Below are 18,614 nucleotides of genomic sequence, written 5' to 3' on the forward strand. Positions count from 1 at the left end.
TACCGTTCCCTTCTCCCCTGGCCGGGGCGACGCAACGGACGAGATGACTGATGCCAAATCGTTCGACCCCCTAGAACCCATTCATGACGGCTACCGTAACTGGCTCAAGCAGAACTACGCCGTTAGCCCCGAAGAGCTAATGCTCGATCGCACCCAACTGATGGGGTTGACTGCCCCTGAGATGACGGTGCTGGTTGGCGGTATGCGTGTGCTAGGTAGCAATTATCGCGGCACTAAGCACGGTGTGTTCACTGATCGCGAAGGCGTATTAACTAACGACTTCTTCGTGAACCTGACAGACATGAACTACCTATGGAAACCAGCCGGTAATAACCTGTATGAAATCTGCGATCGCACGACGAATCAGGTCAAGTGGACGGCGACACGGGTGGATCTTGTCTTCGGCTCCAACTCGATCCTGCGTGCCTATGCCGAAGTCTATGCACAGGATGACAACAGAGAGAAGTTTGTACAAGACTTCGTGGCAGCTTGGACGAAAGTGATGAACGCCGATCGCTTTGATCTGGCCTAACCCTCAAGACGCATCCCTACGCACCAGCCCTTTCAATGTGTTGATTTTGTTGCCTTATTTTGGGTGCTGCGGTGATTTTACAGTTCACTCCCATTTCTTCTGCGAGGAGCAAGGACATGGTTGTTTTTCCTAATCCTGGTGGGCCGTAGAGGAGCAAGTGGTCGAGGGGGTCTTGTCTGCCAAGAGCTGCTTTGATGCCTATTTTCAAGACAGATTTCAGGGATTCCTGGCCAATATAATCCTCTAAGCGATGAGGGCGTATATTCTGACCATTGCTATCATCGGAGTCTTTGCTGGTGGGATCTAACAATCTTTCTTGGTGTTCGGGGGATGACTCAACGGTTTGTGCTGGTTGCTGAGGATTCCTAGAACGAGTCGTTGTCTTAGGCGATTGGGTATTTTTCTTACCTGTAGTCCCTCGTTTGATGGCCATTCCCCGTAACCTCTTGGCAACATTTCTCTTATTTTGCCACTGTTGGGGGATTCAACCCCTTTATCCTTGATTTTTCTTTATGAATCACTACGGTTGATTTAATGGCGATCGCACTGTAACTTAGCCATTTTGCTCTAACCATTGTCTTAAGTCAGCTTCACTGCCAAAGTTTAAGAAGGCTTTTGCTAGATTCTCTAACTGCTCAGTGGACAATCCTTGTATTTGCTCTTGATAGGCCGATGATAGCTCTGGGAAACGAGTGTTAAGAAGCAGCAAGACTAATTTAGCTTCTCCTTCTGTAAAAGCTTCTTGATAAACCTTAGTTTTCTTTAAATCAGCTAATTCAAACATGGCTTCGATTTCCTCTCTGCTTTTTTGGGGGAATTTATATACAATGATACTTTCAATTAAATCAATTAACTGTCGTTTAGTGCCTTCATCTATAAGTTGATTTTGAGCTTTTTCAATTAACTTCTTAGCTTTAGAAACCGACTTTTCCTCTGATTCTACCACAAGATTAATCATGCCAATTCCCAAAGAGTTTTTAGTGGATTCTCCTAACTCATCTAAATAAACTCTTGTTATATTTGGTAACTTGAGAAATCCTCCAAAGTGGATGGTTTGTTCTCTCTCAATTTTACGGCTAGGATAAATTACAACCATCTGCCAAGGATGGGGAGGTTTATATTGTCTCAGAAACAGAAAAAACTCTGAGAATAAACGATAATATAAATTCCCATCGGCTTGAAACTGAACCTCTACCAAATAGAGGGGAAGGTTAGAATTTTCGTCAGTAGGAAGAAACAAGCCATCAAGTCGAAAAGACAGTTGTTTAACTTCAACAGAAGAAAATTTGTAGTTATTTTCTTGGGCTGACGATTCTCCAATTAAGTCGAAGAAGCTTTGGGGATAGTCAAGAAAGATTCGATAAAATATACTATCTGTTTTCACAATTAATTAAAGCACTATTAGAACATTGATGGCTTTTATTCTCCCTTTATTGTATCAAAATCACTCTTTTTATTCAAGGGAGAATGCCTAATTAAGCATGATATTATTAGTATTTTTGTTGGGGATAAAATTGGGTTAAATTGAGGGTTAATTCTTACTTAAAATTGTGATTAAATTACTTACTTTTCTCTGTTGGCTGATATTGGCCTCTGGTCAAATTTTGGCTAATTAAGCAGCACACAGCAAAGAGGCTCTCTTTCGAGATCACCCCCTTGACCCCCAGTTAGTGCTGAAGTATAATAAAACATATCAGCACTAACTTACACCAATGTCTCAAACTGCCATCAAAGCCCGTATCCATCAACTCAAAGCACAAGGAAAAGTAGCACCACCTAACACCTGGATTGGAACCACGAGCATCACCAAGAAAAATGGTAAACGCTACACTTATTACAGGCTAATGAAAGCTTATTACCCTCCTGCTACTAAAGATAATCCCAATCCGACCCGTAAGACGAAAATGGTGCAGTATTTGGGGAGTAAAGAGAGTACAGCCTATCAGGAGATGAAAGAGGCTATTAAGCGTCGTAATGAGATTCAGGAATTGGAAAGGAAGCTGTATAAACTAGAAAAACAAGTTAGTGTCGCATCAACTCAAAAAGGACAACGGAATAAACAAGCTACACTAACTACGTTGGTGACAGAGTTGGTGGCGCAGGTACAAGGGTTGGTCGAGGAAATTACGTGGATAAAAAGGCAGTTTATGGGACAATTGTAGGATAATAGGTTGTATGGTGATAGTTAGGGTTTGCTGAAAAGGGAAAAACCCCAGATTAGAATTGAAGTGATCAGTCTGAATATTTAACGATGACACTGACCAACCTTTTTTTATTTCTCTTGGTTGTTTTAGCTGCCCTTGGTTTTATCTTTTTGTCTATGTTCTTTACTGCAACTTATTAAACTAAATTACTCAGTTTTATCTTCGATTCACCCACTTTGGCTATAACCAGACCAAAAATGTATTCTCGACTACTGTAATCAAAAAGTTGTTGCCATATTGTGTATGAGAACAAGTCGATAGTGTGAGGAAAAGCCGTGATTAACAACGATCCCAACACAATAAAGCAACTGTGGTCTAATATTGAACAAATCCAAGCTCATCGCATTTTAAGTTTAAATAATGCTGAATTAATTGATAAATTACTATCTCAATTTCAAGACCATAAAGACCTTAGCTTTGAAGAAATCAAGGGTTTAACCCACTACATTGAACAGCGCATTGCCTTGATCCGAGATTTAGCTGAGTGTCGCTTAGAGGAACAATTTGCCTAATACTTTCCCATAAACGTGATAGTTTTTAAAATCTAATAAAGGGGATAGTCCCACTCCTTTGTCTAGGATTGTTTGTGTTCCCATAAAGCCAATTGTTGTCTGAGGTACTAGGAAGAATATTCTGATTGATCTGCGTTGACTCTGCTTGCAAAGGATATTCATAATAATTTTCCCTTTCCCCTTCTACCTCCCAAGGGTTGAGGTTCTCAGAGATACCTGCTCCAATGCCACCCTGTTGCAATGGCTCAAAATCCGTTTCCTCATTGGGGACTGAAGATTGTCCCGTCTCTTTTGCTATGGATAATGGAGTCATAGCCAAAATACCTATCGCCATTAGACCCATACCTACTGACAAATTTTTCCACATTCTCATCACCACAATAAATTCCTCACTTTTTTCGATCTTAGCTGGCACTTGCTATTATGGCGACCCAATCTTTCCTAATTTTGCCAAAAAGCACCTGGGAGTCTTGCCATGTTTCGACCCCAAGTGCTTTCTATGCGAACTCTCTCACACCACGAGTAACTGAATTGTTATCAGTCCCAAGTTAATCCTAGCACCACCCAAGTTTAAGGATAAATTGCTATGACAGTTCAAGGATTGTCCTAAGCTATTGGCCTTGCAGGACGGGGAAAAAATTGTAATTGCTCACCGCAATAAAGAATCGCTCTTGACAACATAGAGGTAAAATCGAGGATTTTTATGTATATTGGGGGTTATGATAACCAATGATGCCATTGATACAGAGCTAGTCAGAGCCGTCGCTGAGGAACAGTTAGCGACCAATGTGTTCATGGTTGAGTGGCTAGTCAAGGTGCAACAACAGTTATCCCTTCAACAACGACTGATTGAGAACAAAGACCAACAAATCTCTGCACAACAACAAGAGATTGAAAAATTGAAAGAAGAGAGAGATAAGCTCAAAAACCGTGACTCGAAAAACAGTTCAGTCCCCCCATCTTCAGACCAACTGAAAAAGCCTTCTGACAAAAAGAAACGGAAAAAAGGATTTAAACGAGGACCAAAATATAACCACCCAGGCAACACCCGTAATGGTTTTGGGCAGCCCGATAAGATAGTTCCTTTAGAGCTAGAAAACTGTCCAGTTTGTGGGGGTTCAGTAGAACGAGATGAAGTCGCCCCTGAAAAAGTGCAACAAGTGGCAGAAGTAGTAGAGCAACCCATAGAAATCAGGGAATATCGTCGCGGATTCTATCAATGTCCTATTTGTGGATGGTCAGGTTACAGTCCTCTCCCATTGGGGGTTAAAGAGGGATTTAGTTATGGGGCGCGCTTAAGTAGCATTGTGGGATGGCTTGGTTATGGGGGCAATCTCACATGGCGCAAACAAGAACATTTTGTCGAGTATGTCTTTGGCATTCCCATTTCTCAAGGTAGCCTCGCCAAAATGCACAAATGGTTTCAAGAAAGTTTAGAACCCTTGACCCAACAGTGGTTGAAGTACATACAGATGCCTCCGAATCCGATGTGTTGATGAAACCACCTACTGTATTGATGGCATCAAATACTGGGTTTGGGTGGCCACATCCACTGAGGTCTGTGTGTTGATGTTAGCCCCCACCAGAAGCTCGGCCGAAGTTGAGAAATTGTTAGGCACAGATTTTGAGGGCATCCTCACCAGTGATTGCTATAGTGCTTACTTTAGACAAAGTGCTTACGCTAAACAAAAATGCTTGGCGCACCTTGAAAGAGAGTTAGAATCCCTTAAAACCAGTCGTTTTCCAGCCAATCGACAATTTGCTGCCGATGTGCAGCAAGTTTTAGCCACAGCCCGTATTTATCATCGTCAGTATCATGCTCAAATTTTAGCCTTTGAGGAGTTAGGCTCCAAAAGAACTGAAGTCGAGAACTTGCTGCAAGAGATTTTCAAAGCGACTCCCAAAAAAGGATGGCCTTATGATGCACAACGATTGATTAACCGTCTCAAACGACATTGGGAAGAGTGGTTCACTTTTTTGACTCATCCTGAAGTTAAACCTGATAATAATGATGCCGAGAGAGCCTTGCGTCCCATTGTCATTCACCGCAAAGTCAGTGGTGGAGCAAGAAGTGACTGGGGAGCCGAGTTAGTCACTCAAATGTTCAGTTTTTTGGAGACAATGAGATTACAGGGTCACAATGCCATTGTCCAATTGTGCGAGTTATTATCCTTAGCTGGTCGTAGTCCGCCTGGATTAGAAATGTTTTAAGCGCAAGGCGGTGGAGGGGATTTGACTGTCTCCTCTCCTACTGAAGAGATGGAGTTTAGTTCTCTGGTTGCTATAGAGAACTAAACAAAATTTATTCATTTTTTCATTCTAGTAGCGGTTTTTTATTTCCTCAATTGATGTAGCTTGTCGTGCTTTTCAATAATGCTTTCTTGTTGCGGTGAGCAGTTACAAGTTTAGCTACAGTTGTCGCTTCTATTTTTATTCCTTGACTACGGGCAATTTGGGTTAAATTCTTAGCTGCTTTATTAGTAGGAGCAGCCACTGCATATTTATAGTCTTCTTGTTTCAACCATTCAATTACTTTAGCCATTAAAAAGCTTTTTCCTGTACCAGCATATCCACTTAATCTAAAGTATTGATCCGAACTATTCTCAATAAAATTGATCATCTCTTCATAGGCTGTTTGTTGTTGTCTCGTTAGTCCAGTCCCTTGAATTTCTTTTTCTTCTATTTTTAACTGAGTTCTTGATACCCAGTCCACTATATTTTTTCTTAATTCTAAGAAGACGATTTTTGGCTCTATTTTATCAACTGCATCTTGATAAAATTCGATAACGGCTGTTATTATTTCCCCTAATTCGTCAGGGACAATTACTGATTGACTCATAATTTTTTCAGAACTTTTTATTAATTATATAATATCTTACCAAGATTTTAAAGCCTCTCCTATTGATTTTAAGTTTTAGATTGCTTCGCCAAATGGTAATGTTAATATTAATAAAACTTCTGGACTTAAAGGCTCCCAATTAATAGGGTTTCCTTGATACTTTAGCCTCGGAAAATCTTTAACGTTAAATACCCCATGAGGAATATTGCTATCTTTTCCGAACCACATTCTTAATCGATAATCAATACAATAATTATTCGCTAAATTAATCCAAAAATGAGGTTCTATTTTTCTATTTTCATAGATTATACTTCCTAACATTAGCTGATGTTTAATTCCCTCCTTCGTTAAAATTGTACTACAAATTCTCGTCATCCCATCACATTCGGTCGGACTTGAATCATAAACATCTAGTCGTTTTCTAATTTCTTCAATCATCACTTTTTTCTTGAATTAGTACCACCTATTTCTAATTAATTTAACACCGTTATTCCCTCCATCACTGATATTGGATAAGTTATTCCCTGCTTATCTTTTAACCAATGATCGCCATTTTCTAAGACCACTTTCCCCATTACCTTCATGGTTCCGGTTACGGGATGGGGGATCAATCCTTCTAGTAGCTGGCCCACTTCATACTGGGGGATGGGTTGACTTTCTTGTTGATCCCCATGGTCATTAATCTGCTCTTGTGATGGGCTATCATGGCAGGGTTTTGTCTCTACGATCCTTACGGGAGTTGACTGTGATGGCTGTGATGACCTTGAGGGGGTTTTCGCTACGACTACATTTTCCTCAACCTCCACCTTGATACTTTCCCTTTCCAAACTTAAAGGTTGATCAATAACAAAATCATTTTTCTGCTGATCCTTTAAAGTGCCTACACAGCCATCACAATCTTCTCCTGTATGGGTTTCAAGGATTACATAGGGCTTATTAGCCATTACATCATCAGTCACGGCGGTGGATTTTTGAGCTTCACTCAAGGTTAATCGTTTCACCCATAGTCCTTCGATGAATGGGGCTTCGTCATCCAAATGGTCACGGATTTTTAACCCTTGGATAAACACCCCATTTCGGTTCCGGTCTTTCACTACATCGTTTAAGTTGAGTTGGTGGTTACATAAATCTAGTAACAGGGTTGAAAACCGGTTAAGACTAATGGGATTAACTTTGATTCCTTCACAGAATGCACAATAGTTTGGGTATAGCCATTTTGATGCTCCTCTATACACCTCATCGCTTTCTGTGGATTTAATGGCCTTTCCTACATGGGTATAACTTTGGGGGTCGTAGATGATATTCTCATTTAACCACGCTGCAATAGGGTTGTTTTCTACCATTGACTCTATCCGTTCGAAGGTGAGCTTTACACACCTAGAATGGGCATTTTTGATGCACTCAGAGGCTTTTTCACTCTCCATCTCCAATACCCAATTGAGAAACCCAGGAATATATGGCACAAATTCCCCTGATATATTCCCTCGGTTATCATGCTTAATCAGGTTCCGTTGATTCTCTTCACTAATTTTTCGTCTCATACCTACGGTAATGCGCCGGCGTTGTAATCCACTGGTATAGTCAGAGGTTTTGATATGCTCGTTACCGGCGATAATCACCAAACAGTCGGGTTTAAATCCCCCCGTCGCTTGCTGCATTTTCTTTTCGTAAGGTAAGCTGTCCTCTCCTGTTAAGGCTTTGAGGGTGGTGACATCCCCTGTATATCTTTCGGCATCGGTGACTAGGACGAGTCTTTTATCCTTGATGTTAGCTGTCTCGAATTTCGAGGTTTCTAACCGCTTTAATGTTGTTACATGGCAATTAGAGAATCCTACTAAGGCGATCGCTAATCTGATTAGGGTTGATTTGCCAGTTCCTCCGGGGCCAATTAACTCTAAAAATTTCTGCCAATCGGCACGGCCTGTTACCACCCCATGAAGATAAGCCCTCACTAATTCTACTAAGGACTCATCCCCCTGCATCATTTCCAATAACCACTGTTTGATGGGTTCCCCTGTGGCCAAGGGGTTGTAATCGTAGGGTAAGCACCAAGTAAAGTAATTGGTGGGACTATGGGGCCATAAGTCTCTTGTCTCTATGTCGAGTACCCCATTCCGGAAGGGGATTAATCCTTTATGGGCATTACAAGCCATTTCTTTAACCAATAAAATTCTAGAGAGTTTTTTTCCTAGTTTTTCGACAAAGTTAATGGTAATTTCCCGATAAGTCGGTTTTTGTGCCTTTAATTGCTCAATAATATCTTTTTTCTCGTCTCTACTTCGATTACTTTCTTTGACACTCTTAATGGCTTGGGCGATTTGACCATTAATTTGCTCAAATTTCTGCTTTAATTCTCTTAGTTCTAAGATTATCCTCCTTTCTAGTTGGATTTTACTGATTTTTCCCCATATTCCTTCTTTTTCGGCACTGTATAAATGCCATTCCCCTGTGGCATCTTCAAAAATCAGCCTATCTTTGTACAACTCCTCAAAATAAAGGGTTAATCCCTCTTCACTCCATTTTGGTAGGTCATGCTCCAGTTTTGTAATCTTGATTGGGGCCGGTTCGTTACTCCGGTTTTCCCATACCTCACTGAACCATTGGGACCCGTTGGCAACAATGGCATCATCGATCCCTTTCTCCAGTGTCTCCCAACTTAGAAATAAAACTTTACAACACGCTTCTCGGAAACACGACGCTAATCTTTCCCTGGCTGCTATGACACTAGCCTGGGTTTTTAATTTCTCATCTTGGTCAAATACGATGACAACCTCGCGGCCCGGTTGTGCTAAGTATTGAAGCTGTGGCAATAACGTGGGGTTTCCGTCCTCATCTTTGGGTGAACCGTTCCATATTCCAGGGATACTAATGGCCGCTATTCCTTGGGATAACAATGCCCCGGCTTTTTTCGTGCCTTCGACAACTGCGATCGCCACATCTGGATTCTTCTTCACCCATTTCCAGAATAACTGGTCTTTTTGCCGTAAGAATTCTTTATAAGTGATGCCCTCGGTCATTATCCATTGCTCACGGATACGCTCTCGATATTTCTTCAATAGACCTGCTTTTTTGGCTACTTTTAACCCGATTCGATGGGAAACTTTTAGGCAAATAGCCTGAACCGGTTCAAAGGGTGGGACTTCATATTTTCTCACTTTGCCGTCTGGGGTGATTTTTGGTTTATTCGGTTTGAGTTGGCCCCAGAGAATGTCTTCTCCTGTTTCCGGGTCAATGGCGTTGACTCCCCATCCTCCGTCTTCTAGGTGCTGATTGGCTTTCAAGGTTCTGTTGTTGATTCGTCCATCATTCCGACGGGGTACGTTTTCCGAGTATAGGAGGAAGTCATAAGTGGCCGGTCCGGTAAGCGATCGCACATTGAGATAGACAATTTCGGGGTCGACTCCGGAACCTATGACCCATTCGTTATGGTGTTGTTCATTGATGTTATTCATGATTACTCCAGTGTTTGTAATGTGCTGGAGATGCCCTATAGTATTGGCTTACTACTTGGATTTTTCAAGCTGTAAGAACTAAGATAAAAAAAATACATAATGTGTAGCTGGTGCAATGTTCGTCACCAGTTCTTGTTCTGTCAGCTAAAAATAGCAGCAGTCATAAGGACAGAGCATCACCAGTCTTTCCTATTTCGACTCAATTAAATAAACACTTAACTCTATGCTTTTTGTCATAAGCATAGTTATTTTTGAATGCTTATCAGATACTTTGTCCCCTTGGGGGTTAAAAGGCTCTAAATTCGGGTGCATTGTTCTACTCCTTTATGGTGGTTTAACAGCCCAAAAGGATGAGTAAATACAAGATAAAAAAGTCTATTTAACCAGAGTTAAGATTTATTACTATTATCTCTGTTATTTAGTCACGATAAAGAATTTTTGACACAAGGGTTGTATATACCGCAAAGATTCTTTATGATAGAGTCATTACGGCTATTGTCGTGTCTAAAAATTCAATCTCTTTCTTATCTCATAACTTTCTCCTTTGGGTTAGTGCAGAGATTTTCCAGAAAGAACCTTCGTGAAGAAACGTCGAGAACCATTCCCCAATGACACATCGGCGTTTCAGGCTTTTTAGAAGATTCTTTGCTTGAATAATATCCGCTATACATTAATTATCCTGCTGAGAATAATACTTCAAATATATATCAAATCCTTACTGCAAACAAGCCAAAGCGCAAAGATGGGGAATTTCTCAGTTTAGAGATCATTAGCATTCAAATTAGTAAAGAAGACTCAACCCCGACACATTTCACTTGGTAGGAGAGTCTTCTTCTTCTGTGTACCGAAGTAAATCTCCAGGTTGACATTGAAGAACACGGCAAAACTTTTCAAGAGTTCTTCGATCTAACCTGGGAGGCATTTCGTAGGTATTAACCAACTTATTCACTGTTACTCGATGCAAACCAGTAGCTTGTGCAAGCTCCCGATAAGACATTTCTCTGTCAGCCATCACGGCCTTCAGTCGCCACTTGATCGGCATTATTATTTGATTCCAGTTATCCATTAGCCTTAATACCTTATCGTGTATTGTTAGTCGCTGCATTAGACTTATTGACTACTATAGTAACGTATTAAAATTATATAGTAAATATTTCCCTTGACAATAGTAGTCGAAACGGCTACTATTGTAATGGATAAAAATTGTTCTCTGGATAATTAGATCCTGCCTACTAAACAGAACAATTGAACTATCTAACAAAAAAAGAGAACATTCCATGAAATATCCACATGAAATGTCCTCTCAAACAACATTTTTCTATTTCTATTATGTTACAAAACCAAGATTTCCAGCCCACCCAAGGGTTGCAACCCAGAAATGTTGAATGTCTTTAGAAAACTTTACATATCAAATTAGACTAACCCTATGGTGCTTAAATTTCACCTTAACCAAATCAGTTTTCTGAACCAATGTACATAGCTAATTTCCTGACACATATAAGCTTGAAGATAACGGAGTTTATCTAATATCGTTTTTCCAAATTCTAATGGTATTTCTATTAACTGTAGAATTAAATAAGCAATTAAGCAACTATAGATTTGGATTCTAATTCCATTCTCATTCTTCGTCATTAGTCTGTCTAATTTTAAGTGCATCTTTAAAAATTTCCAAAGTAATTCTATCTGCCATCTTTGTACATAAATCTCTGCTATTTCCTCATTGCTTACTCCTTCTTCTCCATCAAAGGGTAAATTAGTTGCTAATCTAAATTCAGTCCTGTCTTCTAAGTCACAAAATGCGACTACTCTAATTTCTACTTCTCTTTCATCTTTTCCTACTTTAGAATTACCATCATCTAGCCTTTCTAAAGTAACATTATTTTTAATTCTCAAGACAAATGCTTTGTTTTGTTGTTCTTTCAACTCCCTGATTCTTTCACAAGAAGCGAACCCTCTATCCATTATGCCTACTCCATTTTCTGGAATTGCATTTACTGTTTGATGTCCATATTTATAGTCATGTCCTTGCCCAAAATGAATAACTATTCCTCCTGTTTCTGATGTCCAGTTGTCTAATCCACAAAATAGTTTAACTTGATGATATCCTTGACTGCATAAAAGTTTACTTGTTAGACTAAGTATAGTAGAATCAATAGGAAAATAAGAACGAGCTTTTCTTTCTCCTTTTCGTTGACGAAGCTTTCTTTTTAATTGATTAATGATGTCAAGAAAAACTTGAGTGTCTCTTTTCTTGCTTGCCTTAGAAAAATTAGATATTTTTAGGTCTATTCCTTGAGTATTTAATCTTTTAAATAAATCCTGCATACTCACAACACTTTTATCCATTACATACTCCAACCAGCAGGAGACAAATGAAAATGTACTGAGAACCGAATAATCATTTCTAGGTAAAGGTTTTAAGATAGTTTTAATGACTTTAGGAAAACTTTGTAAAATCAAATTATTTATTTTGCTTTTCTATGTTTTTTCTTATTCTAGCATTTTAAACGGATTTTCTCCAGGCTTTTTTCTAACATTCAACATTTCTGGCATTGATCTAATAAAGAACCCTTGGCATAGTTTACCATTTGGTCAGGCGATCGCTGTCTGCGATCTAACCGATTGTATTGAGATGACCAAAGATTTTATCAATGAACAATTAGAAGCCGAACTACTGTGTGGACATTGGGAACCTGGACGGTTTGCTTGGAAACTAGATAATATTAATCCATTATCTAATCCTATTCCCATTAAGGGACAACAGGGTTTATGGGATATTAACCTTCCTTTTATCTCTTAATTTCTAATACTTCTGATACTAACTTCATGGAAATCCATCCTTATCCTTTATGTTGGCCTCCTACTAAAAATAGAACCTCAGTAAATAGAAGAAAAAAAGCACAATTTAAAGTTACGTTTGCTCAAGCGAGAGATGACTTGTTAAAAGAACTTTCTCGATTTAAGGCTACTAATGTAATTATTTCTTCTAATGTTCCCCTTCGACAAGATGGACTCCCATTAGCTACTTTTTCTGAACCCTCAGATCCAGGAGTTATTGTCAGTTTTAAAGCTTTTAAAAAAGATTATATTTTCAGTTGTGATCATTGGCTCAAAGTTAAAGATAATCTCAGAGCGATCGGTAAACATATCGAAGCTTTACGAGGAATAGAACGATGGGGTGTCAGTTCAATTGAGGAGATTTTTGAGCCTTTTCTACTTCCGACTTCTTCTCCTACCTACCACTCCAATCCGGAACCTTTTTGGTGGGAAATTCTTGAGGTTTCTCCTGATGCTACTATAGAAGAAATTAAGACCGCTTATCGAAATCTCTCTCGAAAATATCATCCTGATACGGGTGGCGATCGCTTTCAATGGGATCGACTTCAATTAGCTTATCAAAATGCTCTAAGTATCAAAACCTAATTTAGAAAATAAGTTCTAACCCCATTAAACTAAGTATTCACTATAGTCTTTTTATCAGGAAGAGGAAGACCTGGAATACTAATTTTTTCTAATCCAATAAGTTCTAAATCATTTTTAGGTTTTTCTATTCTTGATACTCTACCAATAATTTGAACATATTTGATTTTTGGATTAGATTTTGAATGCTTTTCCATATTTTTTAAAAGAATTACTTTTCATTGTTTTCCTGATTAAATTGTAGTTCATATTTCGATTCGCGATCGCTTCTGACTCGCGCGATCGCCCCCTTGACCTTTTAATTAGTGCCGAGGCATAATAAAACATATCAGCACTAACTTACACCAATGTCCCAAGCCGCCATCAAAGCCCGTATCGCCCAACTGCGTCAAGGAAAAGTAGCACCCCCTAACACCTGGATTGGCACTACCAGCATTACCAAGAAAAACGGTAAACGCTACACTTATTACAGGCTTCTGAAAGCTGTTTATACTCCTGCTACCAAAGATAACCCTAATCCTGAGCGAAAAACCAAAATGGTGCAGTATTTGGGGACTAAAGATAGTACCAGCGTATCAGGAGATGAAAGAGGCTATTAAGCGTCGTAACGAAATTCAGAGGCTAGAGAAGAAGCTGTACAGCCTAGAGCAAGAAGTTAGTGTCGCATCAACTCAAAAAGGACAACGGAATAAACAAGCTACACTAACTACGTTGGTGACAGAGTTGGTGGCGCAGGTGCAAGGGTTAGTAGAGGAAATGGCGATGATGAAAAGACAGTTATCAACTGTTGTGTTAAGGAGTGATGGATTTTCATAAATGCCCAAACTAATGTAGGATAATATGTTCTAGTAAAACACCATTATGTCTCAGTATCCATAAATAATCTTGGTTACAATTGATAAAATTCATAGACCTCTTTCGCTGCACGATGTAATAGAGAATGTCGCTCAACCAATGATTTTAGGTCTTTACTATAACCTCCCCCAATGACACTAGCAACAGGATATCCTTGGGCAATACAACTACTTAAAATCAGCATTTCTCGCCGATAAATTCCTGTGTCCGTTAAACTTAATTTACCGAAATGATCCTGAGCATGAACATCAACCCCTGCATCATATAAAATTAAATCTGGTTTAATTTGTGATAATAAGTCATGAAGATGTTCAGACAATATCTGTAAATAACCATCATCATCTAATCCTTGTGGTAGAGAAACATCTAAATCACTTTTCTGCTTTTCTCTGGGGAAATTGGACTCACAGTGCATCGAAAAGGTAAACACTGTGGGATCATTTTGGAATATCTTAGCCGTTCCATCTCCTTGATGAACATCGAGATCAAGAATTAATACTGTTTTGACTAATTTTAATTTTTGTAGAACACGAGTAGTAATAGCTAAATCATTAAAGATACAAAACCCTGAACCATAAGACCGAAAAGCATGATGTGTTCCCCCTGCTGTGTTACAAGCTAAGCCAAATTTTAAAGCTAATTTAGCAGTTAAAATAGTTCCTCCAACTGCAATACAAGTCCGTTTTGCTAAAGCTTCGCTCCAAGGAAGACCAATACGTCGTTGTTCTTTCTCCTTTAGAGTTCCTTGACAATAAGCGGTAATATAATTGTTAGAATGGACTAATTCTAATAATGATTCTTCAGGAAATTCTGGAAAATAAATATCATTAGATTTAGCAATTTTTTTTCTTACCAATAATTCGTAAAGTAAGGTAAATTTACTCATTGGGAATCGATGTTCGTCAGGGAGAGGAGCAACATATTGAGGATGATAAACAATGGGTAAATTCATTATTAATCTTCTTGTGTAACTAGAAGGAACTGGTTAAACCCGTCTGAAAAGTATGGAGTCGAAAAAACACACCTCCAACTGCCACTAACTGGTGATAATTGCCTATTTCTACGATCTTACCTTTTTCTAAGACAATGATCTGATCGGCTTGGCGAATAGTTGATAAACGATGAGCCACAACAAATGTCGTTCTTTGATACATTAAACGACTTAAGGCATCTTGAATTAAATATTCAGATTCTGAATCAAGGGATGATGTCGCTTCATCAAGAATAAGAATACGAGGTTGACGTAATAAAGCACGAGCAATGGCTAATCGCTGTCGCTGTCCTCCAGACAGTTTTACCCCATTTTCTCCGATGAGTGTTTCAATTCCTTGAGGTAAACGTTCAATAAATTCTAGGGCATGAGCATCGATAATAGCTTGCCATAAGTCAGCGTGACTCACTCTTTTAGTTCCGTATAGTATATTTTCTCGAACTGTGCCTTGAAATAAAACAGTTTCTTGAGAAACGATAGAGATAAAACGGCGATAGCTACGTAAATCAATCCTAGACAAATCCTTGTTGTCTAATAAAATACGACCACAATTAGGCTCCATAAATCCAATGATTAAATTGAGTAATGTAGATTTTCCGGCGCCTGATGAACCAGCTAAAGCAATAGTTTCTCCTGGTTCTACCTCTAAACAAAAATCGGTTAAGGCTGGTTGATTAGCCTCCGGATAGGTAAAACCGACTCCTTGAAAAGAAAACTTCCCCTCGATATTTTTGATTTCTAATTTATAATCATTGTTTTCAACTTCAGAACATTCTAAAATTTCCCCCACTGAATGTATTGCCTCAAACCCCTTACTCATTTGAGGCAATACATTCAAAATTTGAACCACCGAATTAGTCAAAGAATCAAAATAACCTGTCAGCAGAATAACACTACCAACGGTAATACCTCCAATCCCCTGATAGGCACAAAACGCGGCGACGACAAGACATAAACAGCCGAATAGTCTTAGGATTACCCAAGCTGAAGCATTGGCAATGGCGTTGATAGAATCTACTTTGAGTGAGGCATTTTGTAGTCTGGTTAATTCCTCTTGAGTGCGTTCTATTTCTATGGGTTCTGCTCCATGAGCGCGAGTTAATGGGATTAACTTGAGCATCTCTACTAAATAAGCTGAAAGAGATTCTCCTTGTTCTCTAAGTTTTTGATTTCTTTTTCGTAAAGGCTTTTTCAGAAAACGAATCAAACAGACTGCTATAGGGACTGTTGCCCCAAAAAACCAGAGAAACACTGGCGCACGGACTGCCGTGACCCACACAGCTATTATAATCGTTAATATTGTTGAGGGTAATAATTGAAATAATTGACGAGTTAATGTTTCGATGGCTTCTACATCTTTGAGTAACTTCGCTTGTAAAGCCCCTGTACTATTGCGATGATAGAAACTGATCGACAGTTCTTGTAATCGTTGAGCTAAAGCATTACGTAAATTCCATTCCATCTTGCGCGTCGCTACACTCATTAAGCGAATATGCCAGTAATGAGTGGGAATGTTTTGAACAATGGTTAAACCCAATAACCCTCCATTGAGCCACAGTTCTTCGATTGAATGAGTTGAAGGACTAGAAATAATATCAATCACATTGGCTATTATTAAAGGTCTGAGCCATTCAGGACTATGTTTCACCAAATATAACAGTAATGATAATCCTAAATTTCTCCAGTCTTGCTTATACAGATAAAACAGGGTTTTCAGGGGACGTTTACTTTGATAGTACCTCAAGTCTGTTAATTGCATTAAAATCTTAATTGAAACAACTTCCTCTTTTTCTTTCCCTTATTTTAATGAGTTTAAATTTAGATCATTCCTTTCCTCCTTACAGGGATATCTCCAGAGCGATCTCCTACAGACTCCTGGTCATGGAGTTTCTTGGATGCACATAAGATTTGATGAATTTTTAAAATATGCTGCTTTTCCTCCCTATGGAAATATGAATCAAATGAGTCTCAATCAATGGTATGAAACAATTTATATCCTGATGATGAAAAACCCGGCCATAGGGTGGAGTAAAATAAAGAGTGCGTTCGGTTTTTATTAGTTCTTGATTATTGTTCTCTATTTTAAAAAGAGAACTCGTGCCAAACCCCATCAGATAAGGATTTCAGGCATCGCTTCTCATATCAACTTTTCTTGGTGCAAGATGTGAGTTTTACTAAAATTTTTCTCAGAATCTTGACAAAAATCTCCCAAAATAGGGAGATTTTACTTTATTTCAAGAATTTTGAGCTAAGCAAAAAAGTGTGGGATCGCTGATCCGTGCACCGTTAAATGTCCCTCAGTTATATTTGCATTCCCCTTGACATTGAATGGTGATCGGCTTCATTGTACCTTGCTGAAATGCAACTAATTCGGGTCTAGCTTGTTTATCCCAAGCAGGTGCTAGTATAAGCCAAGGGTAGTCGGAGTTTTCTATGCCACGAACATCCATAGGACTCGGATAGGGCTTACCATTTGGATGACTATGATAGATTCCGATAATATCCCAATTACACTTTTTGCTTATATACTTGGCTTGACGATAGGTATGTAGCGGTAGCATAAAGCTATTTTTCTGTTGATGCACATTATGAACAGGGACAAGCTGTTGCGCATGAGCAATATATTTTTGATAGCTACCCAGAATCAGACCGCAACACTCACTACCAACTAAAGAGGTTTTCTGAAAACAGAACCTCAAGTCGTTAACAATGTGTTCAGGAAGCCACAACAAATCATAAAAAATCATCTTTCAAATTCTCTTAAAAGCCTCCACAGCAAGCTCAGCAACTATGGCACATCCACCATAGGCACAAGACAAAAAAAACAGACCAGTGGCTGCTGTCGCCAGACCAAGAGTTAATGTCCATAAACCGTAGCGACACAGATCGTCATTACCGGTGGTATTACAGGCTATCAGTAAAGCTGCACCGACGAGTGCTGCCGCAATACCAACGCCAACAATAATTAATCCAGTGATCGCTAATGCACTTAATCCCCCATCATTTCCTTGATAGACTGGCAAACCGACATCTTCTAGCTCACGAACACGCTCATGCAATACATGAGATGGAATCAACCCTAGGTCAACCAGGATATCATCAATGGTTATAGTGTCTGGCTTTTGAGTCTCTTGAGAGATGACAAAGGCGTTGATTATCTCTCCTTGAAGAAAAGCATTTAATATCTCGTCAACATCATCTCGATGTATTAATTGATTAAGTGATATTTTCTGTTGATTCTTATCAGGTAATTGAACAAAAAATTCCTCATTTTGATCTTTCTGAATATTAAAATGCAACTTCTCATCTTGAACATCAAGGAAGCTTTGAATTTGACTATTCTTTATCTTCTGAAATAACTGTTGAAGATTTTCAGAACTGACCAGTTGATTCACTTGCCCTAAGATGGGCTGTTGCTCAAAAGTCTCTTGCATCAATTCCAAGAACTGAACCGAGCCAGTTTGCCGTAGTCCGTCTCGTAATTGCTCAAATCCTATTTCAAGACTGTTTGAGTGCCTCATTGCCTTGAGAATAGGGACAGCACTTTGGCTAAGCGTTCTTATGTTATCTTCCAATTGATTAAATACAGAAATAACGTCTTGTTTAAATGTTTTGCGAGAGAATTGAGATTTCAAGGTAGGATCTTGTTGATCAACCTTCTCAAGAAAATTGACATGATCTAATAAACAACTAATCTGAACATTGAACGCATTAAAATTTTTTTTTGTCGATTGTCCCATACCAGTTAAAGGGTCTTGGGGGCTAGACTGAAAATGTCCAAAAAGTGTTTCAAAAGTTTGACTTGGCAT

21 protein-coding genes and 1 pseudogene are annotated in these 18,614 nt (G+C 39.0%); 9 read left to right on the top strand and 13 right to left on the bottom strand.

Annotated elements, in window-relative coordinates; genetic code table 11:
• A partial coding sequence (locus C4E06_RS20085; protein ID WP_304529254.1) for a peroxidase family protein occupies positions 1-532 on the top strand: 532 nt, incomplete at its 5' end.
• A gap of 16 nt (positions 533-548) precedes the next feature.
• Here C4E06_RS20085 and C4E06_RS29680 read toward each other — a convergent pair.
• Positions 549-965, bottom strand: a complete 417-nt coding sequence (locus C4E06_RS29680; RefSeq protein ID WP_198648866.1) for an AAA family ATPase — start codon at positions 963-965, stop codon at positions 549-551.
• Positions 966-1,085: 120 nt separating this feature from the next.
• Positions 1,086-1,916 carry an Rpn family recombination-promoting nuclease/putative transposase gene (locus C4E06_RS20095; protein WP_107670129.1) on the bottom strand — a complete coding sequence of 277 codons (831 nt, stop codon included), beginning with the start codon at positions 1,914-1,916 and terminating at the stop codon, positions 1,086-1,088.
• Positions 1,917-2,244: 328 nt separating this feature from the next.
• On the opposite strand from C4E06_RS20095, the gene C4E06_RS20100 reads away from it, so the two are divergent.
• Together C4E06_RS20100 and C4E06_RS20105 are read left to right on the top strand one after the other, a co-directional pair.
• On the top strand, positions 2,245-2,694 hold the full coding sequence (locus tag C4E06_RS20100) for a transposase (RefSeq protein ID WP_107670131.1): 450 nt from the start codon (positions 2,245-2,247) through the stop codon (positions 2,692-2,694).
• 317 nt (positions 2,695-3,011) lie between these two features.
• On the top strand, positions 3,012-3,248 hold the full coding sequence (locus C4E06_RS20105) for a hypothetical protein (protein WP_198648867.1): 237 nt from the start codon (positions 3,012-3,014) through the stop codon (positions 3,246-3,248).
• 25 nt (positions 3,249-3,273) lie between these two features.
• On the opposite strand, the gene C4E06_RS20110 is transcribed toward C4E06_RS20105, so the two are convergent.
• A complete protein-coding gene (locus C4E06_RS20110) occupies positions 3,274-3,663 on the bottom strand; it encodes a hypothetical protein (RefSeq protein ID WP_198648868.1) in 390 nt (129 codons plus the stop codon).
• Between the two features lie 295 nt (positions 3,664-3,958).
• Here C4E06_RS20110 and C4E06_RS20115 point away from each other — a divergent pair.
• Positions 3,959-5,459, top strand: a pseudogene (locus tag C4E06_RS20115) (IS66 family transposase).
• 130 nt (positions 5,460-5,589) lie between these two features.
• On the opposite strand, the gene C4E06_RS20120 reads toward C4E06_RS20115, so the two are convergent.
• The 5 genes from C4E06_RS20120 to C4E06_RS20140 form a co-directional block, all read right to left on the bottom strand.
• Positions 5,590-6,087: an AAA family ATPase gene (locus tag C4E06_RS20120; RefSeq protein ID WP_198648869.1), complete on the bottom strand. Its 498-nt coding sequence runs from the start codon at positions 6,085-6,087 to the stop codon at positions 5,590-5,592.
• Positions 6,088-6,162: 75 nt separating this feature from the next.
• Positions 6,163-6,525, bottom strand: a complete 363-nt coding sequence (locus tag C4E06_RS20125) for a hypothetical protein (RefSeq protein WP_107670133.1) — start codon at positions 6,523-6,525, stop codon at positions 6,163-6,165.
• Between the two features lie 35 nt (positions 6,526-6,560).
• Complete coding sequence (locus tag C4E06_RS20130; RefSeq protein WP_107670135.1) at positions 6,561-9,539, bottom strand: phage/plasmid primase, P4 family; 2,979 nt, start codon at positions 9,537-9,539, stop codon at positions 6,561-6,563.
• Between the two features lie 811 nt (positions 9,540-10,350).
• Positions 10,351-10,581: a helix-turn-helix transcriptional regulator gene (locus C4E06_RS20135; RefSeq protein WP_198648870.1), complete on the bottom strand. Its 231-nt coding sequence runs from the start codon at positions 10,579-10,581 to the stop codon at positions 10,351-10,353.
• 398 nt (positions 10,582-10,979) lie between these two features.
• Positions 10,980-11,996 (bottom strand): IS4 family transposase, encoded by a 1,017-nt coding sequence (locus C4E06_RS20140; protein WP_107670153.1) that lies wholly within the window; start codon positions 11,994-11,996, stop codon positions 10,980-10,982.
• A gap of 13 nt (positions 11,997-12,009) precedes the next feature.
• Here C4E06_RS20140 and C4E06_RS20145 point away from each other — a divergent pair, with 13 nt between their 5' ends.
• Entirely contained in the window at positions 12,010-12,339 is a 330-nt protein-coding gene (locus tag C4E06_RS20145; protein ID WP_198648871.1) for a hypothetical protein, read from the top strand.
• Between the two features lie 26 nt (positions 12,340-12,365).
• A complete protein-coding gene (locus C4E06_RS20150) occupies positions 12,366-12,962 on the top strand; it encodes a J domain-containing protein (protein ID WP_107670137.1) in 597 nt (198 codons plus the stop codon).
• 29 nt (positions 12,963-12,991) lie between these two features.
• Here C4E06_RS20150 and C4E06_RS27405 read toward each other — a convergent pair whose 3' ends face one another.
• Positions 12,992-13,156, bottom strand: a complete 165-nt coding sequence (locus C4E06_RS27405; RefSeq protein ID WP_157951189.1) for a hypothetical protein — start codon at positions 13,154-13,156, stop codon at positions 12,992-12,994.
• Positions 13,157-13,306: 150 nt separating this feature from the next.
• On the opposite strand from C4E06_RS27405, the gene C4E06_RS28245 reads away from it, so the two are divergent.
• A complete protein-coding gene (locus tag C4E06_RS28245; RefSeq protein ID WP_198648872.1) occupies positions 13,307-13,558 on the top strand; it encodes a hypothetical protein in 252 nt (83 codons plus the stop codon).
• On the top strand, positions 13,542-13,775 hold the full coding sequence (locus C4E06_RS28250; protein WP_198648873.1) for a hypothetical protein: 234 nt from the start codon (positions 13,542-13,544) through the stop codon (positions 13,773-13,775). Before C4E06_RS28245 ends, C4E06_RS28250 begins: the two co-directional genes overlap by 17 nt.
• A 73-nt stretch (positions 13,776-13,848) precedes the next feature.
• On the opposite strand, the gene C4E06_RS20160 is transcribed toward C4E06_RS28250, so the two are convergent.
• Together C4E06_RS20160 and C4E06_RS20165 are read right to left on the bottom strand one after the other, a co-directional pair.
• Positions 13,849-14,766: a histone deacetylase gene (locus tag C4E06_RS20160; protein ID WP_107670139.1), complete on the bottom strand. Its 918-nt coding sequence runs from the start codon at positions 14,764-14,766 to the stop codon at positions 13,849-13,851.
• A 19-nt stretch (positions 14,767-14,785) separates the two neighbouring features.
• Positions 14,786-16,564 (bottom strand): ABC transporter ATP-binding protein, encoded by a 1,779-nt coding sequence (locus C4E06_RS20165; protein WP_107670140.1) that lies wholly within the window; start codon positions 16,562-16,564, stop codon positions 14,786-14,788.
• A 136-nt stretch (positions 16,565-16,700) separates the two neighbouring features.
• Between C4E06_RS20165 and C4E06_RS27410 the strand changes: the two genes are divergently transcribed.
• Complete coding sequence (locus tag C4E06_RS27410; protein WP_157951190.1) at positions 16,701-16,865, top strand: hypothetical protein; 165 nt, start codon at positions 16,701-16,703, stop codon at positions 16,863-16,865.
• Positions 16,866-17,102: 237 nt separating this feature from the next.
• Here C4E06_RS27410 and C4E06_RS20170 read toward each other — a convergent pair whose 3' ends face one another.
• Together C4E06_RS20170 and C4E06_RS20175 are read right to left on the bottom strand one after the other, a co-directional pair.
• Complete coding sequence (locus C4E06_RS20170) at positions 17,103-17,552, bottom strand: M67 family metallopeptidase (RefSeq protein ID WP_107670142.1); 450 nt, start codon at positions 17,550-17,552, stop codon at positions 17,103-17,105.
• A gap of 3 nt (positions 17,553-17,555) precedes the next feature.
• Complete coding sequence (locus tag C4E06_RS20175) at positions 17,556-18,614, bottom strand: hypothetical protein (RefSeq protein WP_107670155.1); 1,059 nt, start codon at positions 18,612-18,614, stop codon at positions 17,556-17,558.

It is taken from the genome of Cyanothece sp. BG0011 (assembly GCF_003013815.1).
Classification (GTDB): Bacteria; Cyanobacteriota; Cyanobacteriia; order Cyanobacteriales; family Microcystaceae; genus Crocosphaera.

Excerpts from the sequence above, each read along its gene's own strand:
- C4E06_RS20175 (WP_107670155.1), bottom strand. The coding sequence starts at position 18,614 with ATGCCAAGTCAAACTTTTGAAACACTTTTTGGACATTTTCAGTCTAGC.
- C4E06_RS28250 (WP_198648873.1), top strand. The coding sequence starts at position 13,542 with ATGAAAGAGGCTATTAAGCGTCGTAACGAAATTCAGAGGCTAGAGAAG.
- C4E06_RS20170 (WP_107670142.1), bottom strand. The coding sequence starts at position 17,552 with ATGATTTTTTATGATTTGTTGTGGCTTCCTGAACACATTGTTAACGAC.
- C4E06_RS29680 (WP_198648866.1), bottom strand. The coding sequence starts at position 965 with ATGGCCATCAAACGAGGGACTACAGGTAAGAAAAATACCCAATCGCCT.
- C4E06_RS20120 (WP_198648869.1), bottom strand. The coding sequence starts at position 6,087 with ATGAGTCAATCAGTAATTGTCCCTGACGAATTAGGGGAAATAATAACA.
- C4E06_RS27410 (WP_157951190.1), top strand. The coding sequence starts at position 16,701 with ATGCACATAAGATTTGATGAATTTTTAAAATATGCTGCTTTTCCTCCC.
- C4E06_RS20125 (WP_107670133.1), bottom strand. The coding sequence starts at position 6,525 with ATGATTGAAGAAATTAGAAAACGACTAGATGTTTATGATTCAAGTCCG.
- C4E06_RS20100 (WP_107670131.1), top strand. The coding sequence starts at position 2,245 with ATGTCTCAAACTGCCATCAAAGCCCGTATCCATCAACTCAAAGCACAA.
- C4E06_RS20165 (WP_107670140.1), bottom strand. The coding sequence starts at position 16,564 with ATGCAATTAACAGACTTGAGGTACTATCAAAGTAAACGTCCCCTGAAA.
- C4E06_RS20135 (WP_198648870.1), bottom strand. The coding sequence starts at position 10,581 with ATGCCGATCAAGTGGCGACTGAAGGCCGTGATGGCTGACAGAGAAATG.
- C4E06_RS20130 (WP_107670135.1), bottom strand. The coding sequence starts at position 9,539 with ATGAATAACATCAATGAACAACACCATAACGAATGGGTCATAGGTTCC.
- C4E06_RS27405 (WP_157951189.1), bottom strand. The coding sequence starts at position 13,156 with ATGGAAAAGCATTCAAAATCTAATCCAAAAATCAAATATGTTCAAATT.
- C4E06_RS20150 (WP_107670137.1), top strand. The coding sequence starts at position 12,366 with ATGGAAATCCATCCTTATCCTTTATGTTGGCCTCCTACTAAAAATAGA.
- C4E06_RS20160 (WP_107670139.1), bottom strand. The coding sequence starts at position 14,766 with ATGAATTTACCCATTGTTTATCATCCTCAATATGTTGCTCCTCTCCCT.
- C4E06_RS28245 (WP_198648872.1), top strand. The coding sequence starts at position 13,307 with ATGTCCCAAGCCGCCATCAAAGCCCGTATCGCCCAACTGCGTCAAGGA.